18 protein-coding genes are annotated in these 18,910 nt (G+C 62.7%); 7 read left to right on the top strand and 11 right to left on the bottom strand.

The window, feature by feature from the left end:
* Positions 1 to 695: GAF domain-containing protein (locus YH3_RS36755; RefSeq protein ID WP_238592694.1), on the bottom strand; the 695-nt coding region annotated here is incomplete at its 3' end.
* Positions 696 to 985: 290 nt separating this feature from the next.
* Here YH3_RS36755 and YH3_RS20175 point away from each other — a divergent pair.
* Positions 986 to 1,594, top strand: coding sequence for a 50S ribosomal protein L25/general stress protein Ctc (locus YH3_RS20175; RefSeq protein WP_003946242.1), 609 nt, complete (start codon positions 986 to 988; stop codon positions 1,592 to 1,594).
* 106 nt (positions 1,595 to 1,700) lie between these two features.
* Positions 1,701 to 2,273 carry an aminoacyl-tRNA hydrolase gene (gene pth / locus YH3_RS20170; RefSeq protein WP_003946229.1) on the top strand — a complete coding sequence of 191 codons (573 nt, stop codon included), beginning with the start codon at positions 1,701 to 1,703 and terminating at the stop codon, positions 2,271 to 2,273.
* A gap of 3 nt (positions 2,274 to 2,276) precedes the next feature.
* Here the strand turns inward: pth and YH3_RS20165 are convergent, their stop codons facing one another.
* On the bottom strand, positions 2,277 to 3,911 hold the full coding sequence (locus YH3_RS20165; protein WP_003946224.1) for a fatty acyl-AMP ligase: 1,635 nt from the start codon (positions 3,909 to 3,911) through the stop codon (positions 2,277 to 2,279).
* A 352-nt stretch (positions 3,912 to 4,263) separates the two neighbouring features.
* On the opposite strand from YH3_RS20165, the gene YH3_RS20160 reads away from it, so the two are divergent.
* The 3 genes from YH3_RS20160 to YH3_RS37345 all read left to right on the top strand — a co-directional run bounded on the left by YH3_RS20160 (position 4,264) and on the right by YH3_RS37345 (position 7,182).
* Entirely contained in the window at positions 4,264 to 5,868 is a 1,605-nt protein-coding gene (locus YH3_RS20160) for a peptide chain release factor 3 (RefSeq protein ID WP_135000451.1), read from the top strand.
* Positions 5,868 to 6,518 carry a nicotinamide riboside transporter PnuC gene (gene pnuC, locus YH3_RS20155; RefSeq protein WP_050654516.1) on the top strand — a complete coding sequence of 217 codons (651 nt, stop codon included), beginning with the start codon at positions 5,868 to 5,870 and terminating at the stop codon, positions 6,516 to 6,518. Before YH3_RS20160 ends, pnuC begins: the two co-directional genes overlap by 1 nt.
* Positions 6,519 to 6,873: 355 nt before the next feature.
* Entirely contained in the window at positions 6,874 to 7,182 is a 309-nt protein-coding gene (locus YH3_RS37345; RefSeq protein WP_306669658.1) for a hypothetical protein, read from the top strand.
* An 18-nt stretch (positions 7,183 to 7,200) separates the two neighbouring features.
* Here the strand turns inward: YH3_RS37345 and YH3_RS20145 are convergent, their stop codons facing one another.
* The 7 genes from YH3_RS20145 to YH3_RS20115 form a co-directional block, all read right to left on the bottom strand.
* Positions 7,201 to 7,875: a pyridoxal 5'-phosphate synthase gene (locus YH3_RS20145; RefSeq protein WP_050654515.1), complete on the bottom strand. Its 675-nt coding sequence runs from the start codon at positions 7,873 to 7,875 to the stop codon at positions 7,201 to 7,203.
* 25 nt (positions 7,876 to 7,900) lie between these two features.
* The gene (locus YH3_RS20140) at positions 7,901 to 8,401 is read right to left on the bottom strand and encodes a nuclear transport factor 2 family protein (protein WP_003946235.1); all 501 of its coding nucleotides are present in this window, start codon (positions 8,399 to 8,401) and stop codon (positions 7,901 to 7,903) included.
* Positions 8,402 to 8,498: 97 nt separating this feature from the next.
* The gene (locus YH3_RS20135; protein ID WP_238592663.1) at positions 8,499 to 9,140 is read right to left on the bottom strand and encodes a TetR/AcrR family transcriptional regulator; all 642 of its coding nucleotides are present in this window, start codon (positions 9,138 to 9,140) and stop codon (positions 8,499 to 8,501) included.
* Between the two features lie 5 nt (positions 9,141 to 9,145).
* Positions 9,146 to 10,882, bottom strand: a complete 1,737-nt coding sequence (locus YH3_RS20130) for an ABC transporter ATP-binding protein (RefSeq protein ID WP_064443917.1) — start codon at positions 10,880 to 10,882, stop codon at positions 9,146 to 9,148.
* Complete coding sequence (locus tag YH3_RS20125; RefSeq protein ID WP_238592662.1) at positions 10,879 to 12,804, bottom strand: ABC transporter ATP-binding protein; 1,926 nt, start codon at positions 12,802 to 12,804, stop codon at positions 10,879 to 10,881. The genes YH3_RS20130 and YH3_RS20125 overlap by 4 nt, the downstream gene beginning before the upstream one ends.
* On the bottom strand, positions 12,801 to 13,793 hold the full coding sequence (locus YH3_RS20120; RefSeq protein ID WP_058037023.1) for an ABC transporter substrate-binding protein: 993 nt from the start codon (positions 13,791 to 13,793) through the stop codon (positions 12,801 to 12,803). Before YH3_RS20120 ends, YH3_RS20125 begins: the two co-directional genes overlap by 4 nt.
* Positions 13,794 to 13,848: 55 nt before the next feature.
* Positions 13,849 to 15,231 carry an MFS transporter gene (locus YH3_RS20115; RefSeq protein ID WP_030536300.1) on the bottom strand — a complete coding sequence of 461 codons (1,383 nt, stop codon included), beginning with the start codon at positions 15,229 to 15,231 and terminating at the stop codon, positions 13,849 to 13,851.
* Positions 15,232 to 15,315: 84 nt separating this feature from the next.
* On the opposite strand from YH3_RS20115, the gene YH3_RS20110 reads away from it, so the two are divergent.
* Positions 15,316 to 15,954: a TetR/AcrR family transcriptional regulator gene (locus YH3_RS20110; RefSeq protein WP_030536301.1), complete on the top strand. Its 639-nt coding sequence runs from the start codon at positions 15,316 to 15,318 to the stop codon at positions 15,952 to 15,954.
* A 71-nt stretch (positions 15,955 to 16,025) separates the two neighbouring features.
* Positions 16,026 to 17,000, top strand: a complete 975-nt coding sequence (locus YH3_RS20105; RefSeq protein WP_030536302.1) for an ABC transporter substrate-binding protein — start codon at positions 16,026 to 16,028, stop codon at positions 16,998 to 17,000.
* A gap of 1 nt (position 17,001) precedes the next feature.
* On the opposite strand, the gene YH3_RS20100 is transcribed toward YH3_RS20105, so the two are convergent.
* Positions 17,002 to 18,042: an ABC transporter substrate-binding protein gene (locus YH3_RS20100; protein ID WP_007728999.1), complete on the bottom strand. Its 1,041-nt coding sequence runs from the start codon at positions 18,040 to 18,042 to the stop codon at positions 17,002 to 17,004.
* A complete protein-coding gene (locus tag YH3_RS20095) occupies positions 18,039 to 18,890 on the bottom strand; it encodes an ABC transporter ATP-binding protein (RefSeq protein WP_050794099.1) in 852 nt (283 codons plus the stop codon). Before YH3_RS20095 ends, YH3_RS20100 begins: the two co-directional genes overlap by 4 nt.
* Positions 18,891 to 18,910 lie beyond the last annotated feature (20 nt).

Here is an 18,910-nt window from a genome sequence, read left to right as displayed (position 1 = left end):
AGCGAAGCCGCGTGCTCGCGCCACAGCGTCGCCTCCGCGAGGCGAACCGCGGTGCGCACCAGCGCGACGGTGGTGGGATGCACCGAAGCTGCGGATCCACTGATGTCCACCACGCCCAGTATCTCGCCCGTCCGTGGGTCGTGCACGGGCGAGCCGGTACACGACCAATTGTGATGCGTGGGCGCATAGTGCTCGGCCGAGAAGAGTTGCACCGCAGAGTCTTCGATCAGCGCGGTACCTATCGCGTTGGTCCCCACCGACTGCTCCGACCAGCGTGCGCCTTCCGCGAACCCGAGAGCGTCCGCCGCACGTTTGACGGTCTTCGCCCCTTCGCGCCAGAGCAGGACACCGTCGGCGTCGGCAACGACCACGATGAAGCCCGCGTCCTCGGCGACCTCGGTGAGCGTGGTTCGCAGTTCGGGCAGAACGCTTCGCAGCGCGGTACGCGAACGCCTCGCCTCCAACTCGGAGAAATCGGCAACAGTAGACGCACCGCAGTGATCCGGCGTGAGCCCGCCGGCGGCCACCCTCGACCACGACCGCGCCACGACGGTCCGCGGCTGCGCCGGTGGTTCCTGGCCGGAGAGAACTGCGTCGTGCACCCGACTGAGTAGGCGAGCATGCTGCGACAGGTCGGTACCCGGCACGACGGCACCGAGCCGACTGCCTTCGGGAGCGTTCCCCACGGTGGTCACTCCGTCAGGCTACCGCTTTCGATGTGACGCGAACCACGTCCACACGGCCAGGTCCCCACCACCTGCGATTAGCGGCCGGGAGCAAACTCCGGTAACGTATCCAAAGTTGTCTCGGCGAGGGTGAATCGCAGCAGTTCCACACGTTGCAGGTTTACCGTGATCGACGCGGCTACGGCTCAGCTCGAGCGTTTCGCTCCTGGCCGTGTGCGCGCCTGTCCGCCTTGCCGCAGGCAAAACCACACGTCAGTAAACCGAGCACGAACCCCGTGAGTTGTAGGAGCCGTTTCATCATGTCTGAAGAAAACAACCTCGTCGCCGTCGTCCGCACCGAATTCGGCAAGGGCGCAGCTCGCCGCGCACGTCGTGACGGCCAGGTCCCCACGGTGCTGTACGGCCACGGTGAAGATCCCCGCCACCTCAATGTGCCGGCTCGCGACTTCGCCGCCATCCTCCGTGCACACGGCACCAACGCCATCCTCACCCTCGACATCGAGGGCACGGAGCAGGTTGCACTGACCAAGTCGGTCGTCGTGCACCCCATCCGCAACTACATCGAGCACGCCGACCTCCTCGTCATCAAGAAGGGCGAGAAGGTCACGATCGACGTGAACGTCATCGTCGTCGGCGATGCTGCTGCAGGCACGATGGTCGCGCAGGACGCATCCACGATCTCCATCGAGGCCGACGCGCTTCACATCCCCGAGCAGATCGAGGTTTCGGTCGAGGGTCTCGAGATCGGCACCCAGATCCTGGCCAGCCAGCTCGAACTGCCCAAGGGCTCGACCCTGCAGGCTGACGCCGACACCCTGATCGTCAACGTCGTTGCTGCACCCACCGAGGCAGACCTCGAAGAGGGCGCAGAAGCTCCCGCCGCCGACGAGGCTGCAGAAGAGGCCTGATCCTCTCGGTTCCAACAGAACTCACTGCGCGCGGCGCGTCATTCCGATTCGGAGTGACGCGCCGTTCGTGCGTAGCAGGAAAAATCAAGCCAGAAAGTAGCGTCCGTTGAGCACAGATACCGCCCTCGTCATCGGCCTGGGTAATCCCGGCCCCCAGTACGAGAAGACCCGGCACAACGTCGGCTTCATGGTCGCCGGCACCCTTGCCGGGCGCATGGGCGGAAAGTTCAACGTACACAAGAAGAGTGGTGCCGAAATCGTCGAAGGTCGCCTCGCCGGCCGGCGCGTGATTCTCGGAAAACCACGCTCGTACATGAATCTCTCGGGTGGCGCTGTCGCCGGTCTCGCGCGGTTCTTCTCGGTCGACGCCGCGAATATCATCGTCGTCCACGACGAACTGGATCTCGATTTCGGGACGATCAGACTCAAACTCGGCGGCGGCGAAGGCGGCCACAACGGCCTGCGGTCCATTTCGAGTTCGTTGACCACCAAGGACTACCTGCGCACGCGCGTCGGGATCGGTCGTCCGCCGGGCCGCATGGACCCGGCGGACTACGTTCTCAAGCCGTTCTCGTCCACGGAGCGAAAAGAACTCGATCTCGTATGCGAAGAGGCTGCGGATGCAGTGGAGCTACTGCTCGAACTCGGGTTGGAAGCCGCACAGAACCGCCTGCACTGACGGTCAGTTACCCAGCAGTGCAGCCGAATTCGCGCGGCGGAGCTTCCCCGACGACGTCTTCGGGATACTGCCGGGACCCAGGACCGCAACGGCGCGAGGTCGGACACCGACGTCGGCAACCACGGCGTGGACCACTTCGCGTTCGATACGCTTGACCTCTTCCGGATCTTCGAACGCGTTGGTCTCGACGGCGACTGCAAAGCTCTCACGCTTCTGGCCGGCGTCGAGACGAATCGCGACGGCATTTCCGGGACGCACACCGGCAACGGTTCCGGCCGCCCGTTCGATGTCTGTGGGGTACACGTTCCGGCCGCCCATGATGATGACGTCCTTGACACGCCCGCACACCACGACCAGTCCTTCCTCGGTGAAGTACCCGACGTCACCGGTGTCGAGCCAACCGTCGTCGTCCTGGGCCGGCTTGTGTCCGTCGACCGTGACGTACCCGGGAGTGACTGCCTTGCCGCGAACCTCGATGATTCCGACACCGCGGGCCGGAAGCACCTGACCGTCACGGTCGACGATGCGTCCCTCGAGGTCAGGCACCATCTTGCCGAGTGTGGCGAGGGCACGAGCGTTGGGGCGATTGGACGGCACCGCTCGAGACATCGATTCGAGAAAGTCTGGATCGACGTAGTCGAGGACCTGACCTTGATCGGGATCCGGAATCGACACGGCGAGCGTGGTTTCCGCCATTCCGTACACGGGCGCCAGCGCAGTCGGGTTCAAACCGAAACGCGCACCTGCCTCGGCGAGTGCATCCATCGTGTCGGGATCCACCGGCTCGGCGCCGTTCCACATGTATCGGACGCTGGACAGGTCGACTGCCCCGTCTTCCGCCTGTGCGAGTCGACGAGCCAAGAGCGAGTACGCGAAGTTCGGTGCGGCGGTGACGGTTCCGCCGTACTTGCCCATCAGTTCGGCCCACAGCACCGGGGTGCGCAGGAAATCCATCGGCGTGATGCTGATGACCTCTGCGCCCACCTGCATCGGAACCGTGAGAAAACCCACCATGCCCATGTCGTGGAAGAGCGGAAGCCAGCTCACCATCACGTCGTCTTCGATGGAGAACTTGATGCGGTTGATCATGGCGTAGGCATTTGTGTAGAAGTTCTCGTGCGTGATCTGCACAGCCTTGGGCGAACCGGTGGAACCGGACGTCAACTGCTGGAGTGCGATATCCGATTCGGCCGTCTCCACGGGATCGATCGACGTTCCGCTGCGAAGCTCGTCCACCGTCACGACGGTGATGCCACGCTCTTCGAGGAGCGGCTTGGCCGCGTCGAAGGGCGCACCCAGAATGACGGCTTTTGCGGAGATCATGTCGATCACAGTCTCGGTGTCCTGAGCCCAGACGCCCAGATCCGTTCGGGGGGTCGGCTGATGCAGCATCGTCACCGACGCACCGCGCATCCACGTCGCCTGGCAGGCAGGTGCGATGTCGACGGGCTGTCCGGCGAGAATGCCGATCGCGACGCCGCGATCGATACCGACCTCGGCCAGGCCGCCGGCCATGCGCCTAGCCTCCTGGTGGATGTCGCCCCAGGTCTGACGGAAAGCGTTGTCCGGCTCTCCCGTCACCAGGCCGCGGTCGGTGACTGCGGCGGTCGCATACATCTCTTCGGTGAACTTGCTCAACGCAACTCCTCGGTCAGTGTCACTCTTCGATCAGTGCAACTCTTCGCAGGACACAAATGGCTGTGTGTTCGAACACACACATACATGGATAATCAGCGATCGTTCGCCGAGTGTTACGCCGCAGTGGCTACTGCCTCGTGGTCTGCGAGTATCCTTTCTCTGTTGTGCTGCCGCACTCTCCACCTGTCCGCGCACCGGCACGTCGCCGGCACCGACGCCCACTTCGAGAGGTTCTTCGTTGACTACCCCGTCCGACTCGACCGTCCCTTCCGACTCGACTGTCCAGTCCGACACCGAAGGCCCCGATTCAACCGAGAGCGGGTCGGTCGCGGTCACGACGACGACCAAGGGCCTGTCCGCCGAGGCAGAGCGTCGCCGCACCTTCGCCGTCATCTCGCATCCCGACGCCGGAAAGTCGACGCTGACCGAAGCGCTGGCACTGCACGCGAAGAAGATCTCGGAGGCAGGAGCCGTCCACGGCAAGGCAGGCCGCAAGTCGACGGTCTCGGACTGGATGGAGATGGAGAAGGCCCGCGGCATTTCCGTCAGTTCCACCGCACTGCAGTTCAACTACCACTCGTCCGAGACCCCGGACGAGCAGATCAACGTCATCAACCTCGTCGACACCCCCGGTCACTCCGACTTCTCCGAGGACACGTACCGCGTCCTGACCGCCGTCGACGCGGCGGTCATGCTCATCGACGCTGCCAAGGGCCTCGAACCGCAGACGCTCAAGCTGTTTCAGGTGTGTCGTCACCGCGGCATTCCGGTCATCACCGTCATCAACAAGTGGGACCGTCCCGGTCAGACTCCTCTCGAACTGCTCGACGAGATCAGCGAACGGATCGGCCTCACACCCACCCCCCTGTACTGGCCGGTCGGCATCGCCGGCGACTTCCGCGGACTGCTGCGGCGCGGTGAAGACGGTGAGGCTCGCGAGTACGTCCGCTTCACCCGTACCGCAGGCGGCGCGAAGATCGCCCCCGAAGAGGTCATGGACGCCGACGCGGCGCTCGCCAAGGAAGGCTCCGAGTGGGAGACCGCGGCCGAGGAGAGTGAACTGCTCTCCGCTACCGGCCAGGACCACGATCAGGAGATGTTCCTCGCCGGTCAGACTTCCCCGGTGATCTTCGCGTCCGCGATGCTCAACTTCGGCGTCCGCCAGATCCTCGACACCCTCGTCGAATTGGCGCCGCCGCCGCGTGGGCGCGAAGACCTCAGCGGCAAGCCGCGCGAGGTCACCGATCCGTTCAGTGCGGTCGTCTTCAAGGTGCAGGCCGGTATGGACACCGCGCACCGCGACCGTCTGGCGTTCATGCGCATCGTCTCCGGCGTGTTCGAGCGCGGCATGGTTGTCACACACGCCCAAACCGGCAAGCCCTTCACGACCAAGTACGCCCAGACGGTATTCGGACGTGAACGTTCCACCGTCGAATCCGCGTTCCCCGGCGACGTCGTCGGCCTCGTCAACGCCACCGCACTCGCACCCGGCCACACGCTGTACACCGAGAAGAAGGTGGAGTTCCCGCCGATCCCGTCGTTCGCGCCGGAACACTTCTCGATCCTGCGCGCCGAAAGCGCCGGCAAGTACAAGCAGTTCCGCCGTGCTGTCGACCAACTCGATTCCGAGGGCGTCGTCCAGATTCTCCGCAACGACATCCGCGGCGACGCCTCCCCCGTCATGGCGGCCGTCGGCCCGATGCAGTTCGAGGTCGTCGCAGCACGCATGAAGGCCGAGTTCAACGTCGAGGCCAAGATGGAACCGCTCGGCTACGCATTGGCTCGCCGTACCGACGCCGCGTCCGAGGTCGAACTGAACCGTCAACGAGGTGTGGAGGTCTTCACCCGTTCCGACGGTGTTCTGCTCGCCCTGGTCAGTGACAAGTGGCGCCTGCAGTACATCCAGAAGGAACTCCCGGATCTGACGCTCGAACCCCTCGTCGCTGCTGCGGACTGATGAGCCTGATCGAGGCGCTGTTCGACGCCGAACTGCACATCGGCAGCGCCACGATTCTCTGGCGAGAGATCATCGGAAACGCGTTCGGAATCGGCTCCGCGATCGCGGGCGCGCGACGCTCGGTATGGGCGTGGCCCGTCGGCATAGCCGGAAATGCCTTGTTGTTCACGGTGTTCATGGGCGCACTTTTCCACACGCCGCAAGAGCTCAATCTCTACGGCCAGGCCGGCCGTCAGTTGTTGTTCATCACCGTCAGCGTCTACGGGTGGACTCAGTGGCGACGCGGGGCACGCGACTCCGGTCGCGCAGTCCTGCCCCATTGGGCGACAACTCGCGAGCGCGTCGCCATGATCGCCGTCATGACCAGCGGCACAATCGCTTTCGCCTGGATCTTCGACCTCCTCGGCTCGTACGGAGCGTGGGCAGAGGCCTGGATCTTCACTGGCTCCATCCTCGCGACATACGGCATGGCGCGCGGCTGGACCGAATTCTGGCTCATCTGGATCGGCGTCGACGCCGTTGGTGTTCCCCTTCTTTTCCGAGCCGGCTATTACCCTTCGGCGATCCTCTATCTGGTCTATGCATTCTTCGTCCTGTGGGGCTTCGCAATGTGGCTGCGCATTCAACGCCGAACTCCACAAGGGGTGTGACCGTAAACCAACTCCTGGTATGTTTGCGTCGATTAAGCAAACCGGCGGTCTGTTTACGGGCATCAGGAGCGAAACAATGGAAGACAAGAATTCTCACGGAATAGCGGGCCCCAACGGTTCCGGCAACGGATCGAGAGCCAATAGTTCCGCAAGTAATGGTTCTGCAAGCAATGGTTCTGCAAGCAATGGTTCTGCAAGCAATGGTTCTGGGAGCAACCTTTCCACGGGTAACGGTTCCAGCAGTGCCACCGCCACAGCGGATTTTCTGTCGACCGCACCCAAGCAATCCGATGCATTCACGTTTCCGCTTCCTGCCCGAACCACGGCCGCACACAGCAGCGGAGAGGACCTTTCAGTGCCAGCTTCAACACGCGAATCATCGAGGACGCTCGAAACTCGGAGTCGTACCGTCGTACGTCGCGACGCGATGGGCGTAGCCGCCGTTCGAGTGGCCGGTCGACTCACCCACACCGAACTCATCGCAAATCAGGCCTCACCCTCGAGCGCACATTCCTCCGATCCCACGACGGATCTGGACGAGTTGCTCACGATGCTCGGCAGCTACCTGTTGTCCTCGGGGTTCGAACATCCCGAAATCCACGCCAAGCTGGGCGGACAGTCGATCGTCGTCAACCTCGTATCGCCGGAGATCAGCGCGAGCTGATCTGGGCCCAGCTGCCCCTTAGGGCCACAGCACTGCTCGTGTCCATGCTCGGTCCGAGCCGCGCCGGTACAACCACCGCTGATGCCGACGCCCGGAGTCTGCCTGCCAGAACTCGACAGACTCCGGCTGGAGGCACCACGCACGCCAGTCCTCCGACACGAACCCTGGGTCGTCGCTGATTCTTGCTTCCGCAGCGGCCACCGACGTGTCGTACGCCCCTAAGTCTTCGAGCACCTCGCTCTGCTCACTTGCCGTCGCCACCGCTCTCGCCGTGACGGAGCGTTCGACGAAGTCTCGGCGTCGAAGTGCGTCGTCGCCCTCGCGAACCGTTCCGCGAATCCGGATCTGTTGACCCGTCTCGCGCCAGTAGAAGGCGAGCGATGCTCGCGGATTTTCTTTCAGCTCAACACCTTTCGGCGAAGCAGCTGAACCAGAGAACCAGAACCCACCCTCGGTCACGTCCTTGAGGATGAGGAAGCGAGAATCAGGCATACCGTCGCCGTCCACGGTCGAGAGCGCACACACGTGTGGCTCGACGACGCCGAAGGCCACGGCCGCACGGAGCCAGTCGAGGAACAACTCCCCCGGCTTTTCCGGAAAACACTCGGGCGCGGGCGGCGGAGTTCCGGTCAGCGCGGGGATACCGCGAATCCACGTCCGTACGTCAGGCAGCGAAAAATCTGCATCAACCATGAGCCGACTCTAATCGCGGGCGACCTCAGGAGACGTTGCGAACGACCGAGTCGCCGAACGACGGTTGCTGCAGCAGCGCCCACTTGTTGGACGTCAATCGGAAACTCGGCATGTCGGCGAGCGCCACCACCGATTCCCAGGTCCGCTCGTAGCTCGTGTGGGAGATTCGCCATTCACCGTCGCTGCAGCGGGTGTATCTGTCGTGATAGAAGGCCGATCCGCGAAGCAGCATGCCGTCTTCGGGGATTACCACTGTGTCCGCGAGGCACCAGATCCCGGTTGCGGTGTCTCCGTCGACGTCGATCTCGGGTTGCCCGCACTGATGTTCGGTGATGATGTGTGATCCGAGAGTGTTCTCGAGGAAGGAGACGAACGAATCTCGGGAATCGAAACTGAGTTGTTCTCCGTAGATCGCGGTGGCGTCGACGGTCAGAGTGTCGGCGAATTCGACCCACGATTTGGTGTCCAAGGCGCGTGCGTATCGGTACTTGAGTCTTTGGATGAGAACAATCGCTTCGAGATCCATGATCCCCGCCTCCCGGTGCAGCAACCACCCGTCCTATGTGTGCACATTAGCCTGTATCACGCCGAAACGGGCATTACTCTCAAAGCTAGTAGAAATGTCAGCCGATAACACGCTTTTCCAGGCCGTCGAGCATGATCGTGATCTTCTCGTCCAACCAACCTCGCCCGTGCCACGTCGATTCGTCGCCGATTCCCTCGATCAACGACTCCGATGCATTCCAACTTTCCTGATACGCCTCTCGCGCGGAACGTGAATCGGCGGAGCTGACGGTCTTGTCCATCGCCGCCATCATTGCGAACTGCGTCATGGTCACCTCGGAGATGAAGTCCACCGCCAATATCGCATCGTGGGGTGTGAAGCCTTGCGCAGTCAACGAACCGACCAGTTTCTCCACGATCTCGATTATCGCCGGCGGCGTGCCCGGAACTGCGAGACCGACCTGGGCCAGACCTGGATAGCGCTCGAACGAGGACCACAGAACGTCGCAGAAATCCTTCAGGAATTCGCGCCACGGACGATTCGTATCGGGCCATACAGTCTGACGCACAACATGATCCGAGCAGGCACGCAGCAGCGCTTCGCGGTCTGCGAAGTAGCGATAAAGTGCAGAATGACTGACGCCCAGCCGCTTTGCCACGCTCGGCATGGTCAGTTCACTCAGATCACCGGCCAGGGCGGCCTCGACGATGTCCGTTGTCGACAACGTCGGCGGCCGCCCCGTCTTCTTTCCGGTCTGCATTCTGCTCAGCTTGCCACCAACCGCCATCCCGACGCACGGTGGCGCTGGTTCCAGAACGCGGCGTAGTTCCCACCGGCTGCGAGCAGAACTTCGTGGGTTCCCACTTCGACGATCGATCCGTCGTCACCGAGCACGATGATCTGATCTGCGGCCACGACGGTCGACAGTTTGTGAGCGATCACGAGCAGTGTGCTTTCCCTGGCGAGTTCTTGCATCGCACGCTGCACGTGTGCCTCGTTCTCGGGATCGAGCGCGGCCGTCGCCTCGTCGAGCAGAACGACAGGTGCGCGTTTGAGGAGTGCGCGCGCAATGGAGACCCGCTGCCGCTCTCCACCGGACAGTGCCGTCCCGCCCTCACCGACACGGGTGTCCCAACCCCGCGGAAGCCGCTCGACGATTTCCGCGACGCCCGCGATCCGAGCCACGTCGAAGACTTCCTCGTCCGTGGCTTCGGGGCGGCCGAGGCGGATGTTCGCGATCAACGTGTCGTCGAAGAGGTACACGTCCTGGAAGACCAGAGACAGCTGCGACATCAGGTCGGCACTCGTGAGGTCCCGCACGTCGACGCCGCCGACACGCACCACACCGGAGTCGACGTCGTAGAAGCGCGAGATCAACCGGGTGACGGTGGTTTTGCCGGACCCTGACGGACCGACCAACGCCGTCAACGACTTCCGTGGCACGTCGAAGGAGATGTTTCGCAGAACCTGCACACCGTCCGCGTATCCGAAGTCGACGGCGTCGAACTGCACTGCCGTCTCCCCCGTCGCCGTCCCGCTGGTATCGGGTTCGACCATTGGTTCAACTTCGAGGATCTCGGACATTCGCCGGATTTCATTGCGTGCCATTCTGATTGCACCGCCGAACTCGCCGATCTCACCCAGCGGCTGGATGAACCGTGCGGTCAGTCCGAGTAGCGCGATCAACGTGACCGGATCGATGTCGCCGCCGAGCGCGAGGAACGCGCCCAAGATGATCACGGCAGAGAACACGAATTGCAGGGCGATCCCGTTGACCACGGACCCGATCACCACGAACCACAGTTGTGAACGACCCGCAGTGTGTTGCGCTTCGATCGCGTCGTCGAGCGGTTCGTACACCCCGTGGGTGCGTCCGAAAGCACGCAGGACCGGTTGGCAACGCGCGTATTCGAGCACTCGATTGTTCGATTCGACGGCCGCTGCATGAGCCCGATCGTCGGCCTTGGCAGTCATCGTCGAGGCAAATCGTGCTGCCGCGAAGAGAATCGGAACGCTGATTACCAGCGCGAGCCCGAGCCGCCAGTCGAAGAACAACATGCACACGACAATGGTTGCCGGGCTGGCAATTCCGGAGATGATCGGTGTCATCAGGTGCGCAGCGGCCCCCATCACCGAGATGGTGCCCTTGCTGGCAACCTGCGATACCTGCCCGAGTCGGCCGGCGCCGAACCAGCCGAGCGGCAGAGTGACGAGATGATCTCCCAGGCGCAGATGCATCGTCCGCAGCAGAGTGAGGGCCGACTCGAAACCCTTCATCGCCTGCAGGTAGTGCGCAATCGAACTGATCACAGCGCATACGGCCATGGCGGCGAGCCACCGAACGAAACTGCCCCAGCTCTGATCGAACAGTGCCTGCACCGCAGGGACCAGAAGCGCCACTGCCAAACCCTGCATCACGCCGTACAACACTGCCCACACCAGGAACTCGCGATAGCGGCCCTGATTCTGCGGGCCGAGTATCCGGAAGAGGTCGCGAATCATGAGTTGGCCTTTCCTGCTGCGTCAGACTTACCTGCGATGTTGCGTTCAATCGAGTCGGCCCGACTGTGCTCAATCGAGTCGGCCCGACTGTGTTCAATCGAGTCGGCCCGACTGTGACTCGCCCACATCCGCGCATAGGTTGAACCACTCGCCACAAGCTGATCGTGCGTGCCCTTCTCCACGATCCGTCCGGCGTCGAGGACCACGATCTGATCGGCACTCACGATCGAAGCCAACCGGTGCGCGATCACCAGCACGGTGCGCCCCACCGTCAAACGCGACAGCGCTTCTTGGATATCGGCTTCGGACTCCGGGTCGGCGAACGCGGTTGCCTCGTCGAGCACGAGAACAGGAGTGTCCGCGAGAATCGCACGCGCGATGGAGACTCTTTGGGCTTCACCACCCGAGAATCTGGCGTCGACCCCGACCACCGAGTCGTACCCCCTCGGGAGCGCTTCGATTCGGGTGTCGATCTGCGCGGCTGCGGCAGCGGCCTTCACCTCGGCCGAAGTCGCCTGCGGTTGGGCAAGCCGAATGTTGTCGAGCACGGTCGCTTCGACCAGCTGCACGTCCTGCAGAACGAATCCGACGTGGCGGTACAGCTCGTCGGTAGCGACTTCCCTGACGTCGACACCACCGATGGCCACGGATCCGGCACGCACGTCGTGGAACCTCGGAACCAGCGTTGCCAGCGTCGACTTACCCGAACCCGAAGGTCCGACCAGCGCCGTCACCGTACCCTCCGGCAGCGTCAGATCAATGTCGGTCAGAACGTCGGCGCCGTCGTCGTATGCAAAGGAAACTCCGGAGAATCGAACTTCGTTCCCCACAGGCTTTTTCGGATGATCGGTTTCCGGCAGAGCGTCGGTTGCGAACAGCGCGATCAGTCGCGCCGCAGCGGCGGCTGCCTCACGGCGAGCCTGCATACCGAAACCGATGGTCGTCACCGACACCGGAATCACCATCGCGACAAGAGAACTGGTCAGCACATCGATGGGTGACACCCATCCGGAGTGAACGAACCACGAGCCGAGGCCAAGGTTGACCACCAGCACAACCGGTGCGCTCAACGCAATCGAGGCCAGCGCCTCGGTCCGGAGCATCGGGCGAACCCAGCCCTCGTACGAGACGGCAAACGCCTTGGCAGCGTCGCGGTATCGAGAATGTGACTGCTTGTCCTGACCGAAGGTCTTGACCACTGCGATGCCGGTGACGAACTCGACGATGGTGTTGCTGATGGCCGCGATGCCCTCATTCATCCGGCTCATCTTGACGGCCATGTCCTTGGTCATCATCGCGTAGGCGATCATGTAGATCGGGAGGGTGGCAATCGCGACCAGTCCCAGACGCCAGTCGATCGAGATCACGTAGCCGAGCCCGACGAGCGGCACCGCGATGGCGCCGGTGGTCTCGACGGCGCTGTGCGCAACCAGGTAGTGGAGATCGGAGATGTCGTTCTGCGCGGCTTTTCGCACGGTTCCGGACGAGTGGGAGGTGAACCAGCCCAGTGGAAGTCGACCCAGTGTCGCTGCGATTCGACGCCGAAGCACAGCTTGAAGATTGACATCGGCGAAGTGCGTCACGATCAATGCACCGCCTCCGAAGAACGCACGCATACCCAGACCCAAGACGACCACCCACACGATCGTCCAGACGCGAGACGAGTCGATGTCGCCGCCCACGATCAGCGTCTTACCCAACTCGGCGATGGCCACGTACGGCACGATGGCCGCGACCGCGGCGATCACCTGCATCACCATCGCGATGGTGGTCCGTGTACGAACTGGCGCAAGGAGTTCGCGAAGCGCGCTCTTGTGCGCCGCCGCTTCAGCTTTGGCTTGCGAGGCTTCGGCCGTCGCTCCTTGTGATGCGTCGGCCTCTTCAGATGAAATGTCTGCTTTCGTGGCCTGTGTCGTCGTCATTTCGAGAACGCCTTCCATCGGGTAACTGCGTCGGCGTCGGATGCGATGCGGCCTTGGAGTTCCGCGCCGGTGAGAGTGCGATCGGCAAGAGCCTCGAGGTCTTCGAGGATCCAGTAGACCGCGAAAGGATAACTGCCGAACCAAAGTTCACCGCTCACGTCTGCCGTGCGTCCGGCCTTTACTGCGGAGATCTCGTTGAACAGTGGATTTGCGTGAACTAGAGCGCCGTCGTAGATGTTGCCCGAGGTCACGACCATCGCGTCCGCCGCATGCTGTCCGACCTCCTCGCCGGACACCGAAGACGTGGCAACACCTGTGTTGGGGCCGATCTTCGCGTCGAGTTCGGCTTGCGGGCGCCCGAAACCGGCTTCCTCGATGATCGAGGACATCGGCGACTGTGGGATGACGGTGTAGATGCCGCCGGAGAATCCCACCAGCACTGACAGTGTCTGCGGTTGCGCCTCGACCGTTCCGGATACTTCGGCAAATTTGGCCTCGAGCCTCGACACGATTTCGCGAGCTTCGGACTCTCGACCCAGTGCAGTCGCCGCGGTATTCAGAACTTCGCGCCACGGCGCCGCATAGGCGAGCACCGTCGTCGGGGCAATCTCGTTGGCCTGCACGGTGATCGACGTCAACGAGCCGACATCACTGAGCAGGATTCGGTCAGGATGAACGGCCGCGATCTGCTCCACATCTGGTGATTGGAAGAACGTCGGTTTGTCGACGACCTCGATCCCCTCACTCTGCAATATCTCCTTCGCCGCCTGCGACTGCAGCGTGGCGAAGACCGTATCGGGCTTGACCCCGAGCGTGAGTGCGTTGAGCGCTGCGAACTCGTCCAGTGCGAGCAGTTTCTGAGGTGCAGGTACGGCCGACGACTCGCCTGTTTCCGATGCGTCTGCGTCATCGCCGCCCACGGAGCAACCGACAAGCGCCGTTGCTGTCGCTGCGAGTGCCGTTGCTCGCAGGCCCCACTGCTGCCGCATCCTTCTCTCCCCGCTTTAGTTACACGCTGTCTCGATTAGGGGAGCCTACAATAAGTCACGCCTTTTGTGCAGTCCTCGTCGCTGGAAGTGCAATCGCCGGCAGACAGGCGACAACACTGATGACGGCACCCATCACGAACGCCAGCGCGAACGAGTCGCCGGAAATGCCGATCGCCAGGACCGCTGTGGTCACCGGGGCGCCCACCGCCGAACCGACGGTTCTGATCACACTGTTGACTCCACTGGCTGCTGCCATTTCCGATGGCGGGACGATCGAGGCAACCAACAGAGCACAGACCGCGAACCCCACGCCGTTCCCCGATCCGACGAGGGAAAAGAACGCCACGATCGCAACCACCGAACTCGGCCAGATCGCGAGTCCGACTGCGCCCGCCGCCATGAGGGCCAGCGCTATGACAGCGGGCACCCGCGGCCCGAATCGCCGCGCGAGAGCCGGCGTCAAGCGGCCACCGAGAAAGACGAGGACAGCGGCGGGCAAGAGCGCCAAGCCGGTCTGCACAACGGTGAATCCGCTTCCATACGTGGACGTTTCCGGCGCCTGGAGGATCCGCGGCAGACAGAGATAGAAAATGTACGGCACGAACCCGAACACCAGGGTGAGTGCGCTGGTGATCATCATCGGCTTGTCCCGAAAAACTCGCATGTCGACGATCGGCGCGTCGTGGCGGGAATCGACGGCAATCAGTGTCGCGAACGAAACGAACGCGACTACCACCAGACCCCAGAATCCGAGCGACAAAACTCCCCAGTCGGAGGCTTTCGTGATCGCCAATAGCAGGCTCACCAATCCGAACGCCAGAGCGCCGGCACCGGCCCAGTCCGTCGGCATACCCGGGCGGCGATGCGAGCCCGGAACCACGGCCACCACTGCGACCAATGCGAGCACGATCAAGATCCCGGTGATCACGAACAACCACTGCCAACTGAGATACTCGAGGATGACACCGCCGATCACCAGTGCACTTCCGGCACCGATTCCCAAAGTCCCAGCGAGCCAACCTATCCCTGAAGACAACTCGGGACCTACTACCGTTCTCCGCAGTACTGCCATCGCAAGCGGGAAGCTCGCCATGCTCACTCCCTGGACAGCTCGAACGACAAGCAGCACCCCGATATTCGGGGCGGCTGCCGCGGCAAATGTCGCGAGAGCGAAGATGATCAGGACGATCACCAGGACTCGCTTGTCGCCGAATCGGTCACCCATCGCGCCGACTATCGGAGCCATCACCGCGGCCGCCAACAGGTACGCCGTCAGGATCCAGCCGGTCACCGCCACGGACGTGTCGAAATGCTCACCCAACACCGGCAACGCCGGTACCAGCATGGTCTGCATGAGCGAGTAGACGAGTACCGCCCCCGCAAGCGCGGCGATCACCCGGCTCCCGGATCGCGTGGGCGCCTCCGCCAAGGTTGTCATCGACACCTTCCTCCAATCATGAATCGAATCGGAACGGAACACTCCGTTCCGATTGAGTAAACCATGCATTGCTAGCCTGTGGGAATGGCGAAAGAGAATGCGAGCCTCCCCGGACGCGCCCGAGAAGCCGCAGACAACGACGTCACCGTACTGCGAGCAGCGCGCGAGATTTTTGCCGAACAGGGTTGGAATGCACCGGTATCGGCAATTGCCACCCGGGCCGGAGTGGGAGTAGGCAGCATCTATCGCCGATACCGAGGCAAGGAGGAACTGGCGCAATCCCTGCGCGTCTGGGCGATCGACCACCTCGCCACCCTCGCCCGAGAGTGCATGAGCACCGCGAAAACCGATGAAGCCGTATTGAAGACGTTCTTCTCGCGATATCTCACCGAATCAGTGGGACCGCTCATTCCGGTCCTCGGCGGCAAGTTACCTGAACACGCCGAAGTCACTCGTGCCGCCGAAGAATTGGAGGCCGCACTGCAATCGATGGTCGACGTCTGCATCGACGCTCGCGAAGTCCCGCCCGACTTCACTGCTGCTGACGTCATGCTCATGACAGTGCATCTGCGGCCGACTCTGCCGATCGAGGGTGATCGAGCCACCGAAATACACACGCGCTATCTCGACTTCATGCTCGACGGACTTCGTGGCGGAACACCTCGACCAACGATCACTCCCCCGTCCTGGAGCGAATGGCTTCAGATGTGGCAGGGCAACTGACCCCGAGAACACCCGAATGACATGTCAGGTTAGGCTTACCTAGCTTATTTCGCCATGTTCGGAAGGTTCTCATGAAAATCAATCGCCGGCTCGCCGGCTTCGCCACACTACCCGCCGTCGCCACGCTCCTACTCGCCGGTTGCGGAAGTAGCGACGCAGCGCCCTCTACCGAGACCAGGTCTGCCGACCAGTCCTGGAGTTACACAACGGGATACGGAAACACGATCACCCTCGACCACGCCCCGGAGCGGATCGTCGTCGACGCGTACTCCGCTGCGGCTCTGTGGGACTACGGCATTCGGCCGGTCGGCATCTTCGGTTACGGCGTCGGCAATCCAGACGTCACCGATCGCGCTGACGAGTCGACGATGACCGTCGTCGGCCGTGAAGGTGAACTCAGCGCGGAAGCTCTTGCGGCGCTGGACCCAGACCTGGTCATCGGGTACGGCAACAGCGACGACCCGACACGATGGACTTGGTGGGACGAGCCGATGGGCAAGACCGTCAACAATGTTGCACCGTTTGTCGGCGTCAAGTTCTCCGGAGCCTCGACACCGGACGTGTTGAACGAGTACGCCTCACTCGCCGAAGCACTCGGCGGGAACACCGACACAGCCGCAGCACGCGAGGGCAAGGAAGCATTCGAATCCGGTGCAGAGCGCATCCGAACTGCTGCGGCCAAGGTCGACGACATCGAAGTCCTCGCCCTGAACGGTGACAGCTCCGAGTTGTACGCAGGCACAACTGCGCTCGCTCAGTTCGGTTACCTGAAGGAACTGGGCGTGAAGTTCACCGGTCCGGGAGGCGACAAGGGCTGGGCCGATCTCAGCTGGGAACAGGTACCGGACTATCCGGCGGACATCGTGTTCCAGTTCGCGAAGTCGGCAGAGGCATTCGCGGCATCACCTGTGTTCGTCAAGCTGCCCGCGGTGACCGCGAACCAGGTGATCGACTTCGACGACAAGCGTCCCAACACCTACGCCAATTACGGCGCCTGGTTCGAGCAGGTTGCACAACTACTCGACCAGGCCCGCAACGTCGCCTGAATTACTGCCCAGCAGTGATTCGCCCGGCCGCTTCCTCGAGAACGTCGAGGAAGATGGCCGCGGTGAGCGCAAATCCTTGGTTGTATCGCGCGTCGCTGGTCAACACGTTGCCCGCTTGAACTGCAGGCAACCGCTGCCACGTCGGCTGCGTCTTGATCGCGTCGAGCGCTTCCTGATCGCGTGCTTGAGCGATGATCACATCCGCCGGAGCCAAGGTGTCGAGTTGCTCGAACGACAACTCGAACGAGTTCTCTGCATTGTCGTCGTCACGGAAAAGCACGTCCAGGCCGGCATCGAGTGCAACACTGATTCGCAGATTCCGCTGATGCACAAGGAAGCCCGTCGGCGTCTGAACGCCGAACACGATCTTCTTTCCGCCCAGCTTCTCCTGCAACATCGGTCGCAGTCTCGCGAGCTTGTCGTCGTACTCCGCAATGGAAGCCTCGGCGATCGTCACCCGGTCGAGCTGGCTCGCCTGCGCCATCAGAGCACCTCGCCAGTCGACCGGGTGCCCGGCAATCGGTTCGACGTCGTCGCCGACGACCAACAGCGGCGCGATGGAAGACAATCGCTCGGTGCCGTACCAGTCACTGGTGTATCCGATCGCAGTGATGACGATCAGATCGGGCTCGAGAGCGAGCAGAGCCTCGAAGTTGGTGGAGAAGTCGCCGGCGACGTTGACGAAGCTCGCGTCCTCGATGGTGCGGCCGGGAAACTGGAATCCTGCCTTGGCGTCGGGGAACCAGAAGTTGCCCGATCCGACGATCGGGTAGTCCATCATCATCGCGAATTCGAGGTCGACGCGGCCGTCGAGCACCACCACACGCTTCGGGTCGCGCGGAACGTCGCCGCTGAACTCGGCCCACGTGTACGGGAGAGTGTCACTGGCAGAGTCGGATTCGCCATCGGAGCTTCCGCAGGCGCTCAGCGCCAATGCTGCAGCCACACCAGCTGCGCCACCGAAGAATCGGCGTCGCGAAATGCGGTCGACGATCTGAGCCCACTCCGTGTCGGTAACCTGCGCATCCAGGACGAGTGTCATACCTTTGCTCCTTCGATGTTTCGCTGACGCTCGCGTCCCAGCGGAATGACCAGCGGTGTGTGGGAAACCGGATCGTCGATGATGCGGCACGCCATGCCGAACACCTCCTGCACCAGTTCTTCGGTGATGATCTCCGCGGGCGGGCCCTCGGCGACCACCGCGCCGTCCTTCATCGCGATGATGTGAGTTCCGTAGCGGCACGCGTGATTGAGATCGTGAAGCACCGCCACCAGCGTGTGTCCGTCGTTCTCGTTCAGATCGCGGCAGAGTTCCAGCAGCTCGATCTGGTGCGCGATGTCGAGGAACGTCGTCGGCTCGTCCAGTAGCACCAACGGAGTCTGCTGCGCGAGAACCATAGCTACCCAGACACGTTGGCGCTGACCACCGGACAGTTCGTCGACCGGCCTGGCCGACAGATCCGTGACCTTGGTTGCCTCCATCGCCTTGATGACGGCGGCCTCGTCCTCTCGGGACCACTGGCGGATCAGCTTCTGGTGCGGATAACGCCCTCGCGCAACCAGATCGGCGACTTTGATTCCGTCCGGCGCGATCGACGTCTGCGGCAGAAGCCCGAGTCGCCTCGCAACTTCCTTTGCCGGGTACGACGTGATCGCCTTACCGTCGAGAAGGACCTTGCCGGTGGTCGGCTTGAGCAACCGGGACAGCGCACGCAGAAGCGTCGACTTGCCGCAGGCATTGGGACCGACGATGACGGTGAAGCCACCGTCGGGGATTTCGACGTCGAGGTGTTCCGAGATGACGCGCTTGTCGTAACCGATCGTGACGTCCTCGGCGCGAAGCCGATTCGTCCTTTCGACCACGACGGCGGCCGTACTTGTCTCGTTCACGCTGTTCCTCGTTCCTTCAC

Source organism: Rhodococcus sp. YH3-3 (genome assembly GCF_001653035.1).
In the GTDB taxonomy this organism is placed as follows: Bacteria; Actinomycetota; Actinomycetes; order Mycobacteriales; family Mycobacteriaceae; genus Rhodococcus_F; species Rhodococcus_F qingshengii.
Note: the sequence above shows the minus strand (reverse complement) of the source record. Positions and strands in the feature narration are given on the sequence as shown.

What these genes read in the sequence shown, in the direction of transcription:
- YH3_RS20125 (WP_238592662.1), bottom strand. Translation starts at nt 12,804, where the DNA reads ATGACGACGACACAGGCCACGAAAGCAGACATTTCATCTGAAGAGGCC.
- YH3_RS20120 (WP_058037023.1), bottom strand. Translation starts at nt 13,793, where the DNA reads ATGCGGCAGCAGTGGGGCCTGCGAGCAACGGCACTCGCAGCGACAGCA.
- YH3_RS20100 (WP_007728999.1), bottom strand. Translation starts at nt 18,042, where the DNA reads ATGACACTCGTCCTGGATGCGCAGGTTACCGACACGGAGTGGGCTCAG.
- YH3_RS20110 (WP_030536301.1), top strand. Translation starts at nt 15,316, where the DNA reads ATGGCGAAAGAGAATGCGAGCCTCCCCGGACGCGCCCGAGAAGCCGCA.
- YH3_RS20115 (WP_030536300.1), bottom strand. Translation starts at nt 15,231, where the DNA reads ATGACAACCTTGGCGGAGGCGCCCACGCGATCCGGGAGCCGGGTGATC.
- YH3_RS20130 (WP_064443917.1), bottom strand. Translation starts at nt 10,882, where the DNA reads ATGATTCGCGACCTCTTCCGGATACTCGGCCCGCAGAATCAGGGCCGC.
- YH3_RS20105 (WP_030536302.1), top strand. Translation starts at nt 16,026, where the DNA reads ATGAAAATCAATCGCCGGCTCGCCGGCTTCGCCACACTACCCGCCGTC.
- pnuC (WP_050654516.1), top strand. Translation starts at nt 5,868, where the DNA reads ATGAGCCTGATCGAGGCGCTGTTCGACGCCGAACTGCACATCGGCAGC.
- YH3_RS20135 (WP_238592663.1), bottom strand. Translation starts at nt 9,140, where the DNA reads ATGCAGACCGGAAAGAAGACGGGGCGGCCGCCGACGTTGTCGACAACG.
- YH3_RS20145 (WP_050654515.1), bottom strand. Translation starts at nt 7,875, where the DNA reads ATGGTTGATGCAGATTTTTCGCTGCCTGACGTACGGACGTGGATTCGC.
- YH3_RS20175 (WP_003946242.1), top strand. Translation starts at nt 986, where the DNA reads ATGTCTGAAGAAAACAACCTCGTCGCCGTCGTCCGCACCGAATTCGGC.
- YH3_RS20140 (WP_003946235.1), bottom strand. Translation starts at nt 8,401, where the DNA reads ATGGATCTCGAAGCGATTGTTCTCATCCAAAGACTCAAGTACCGATAC.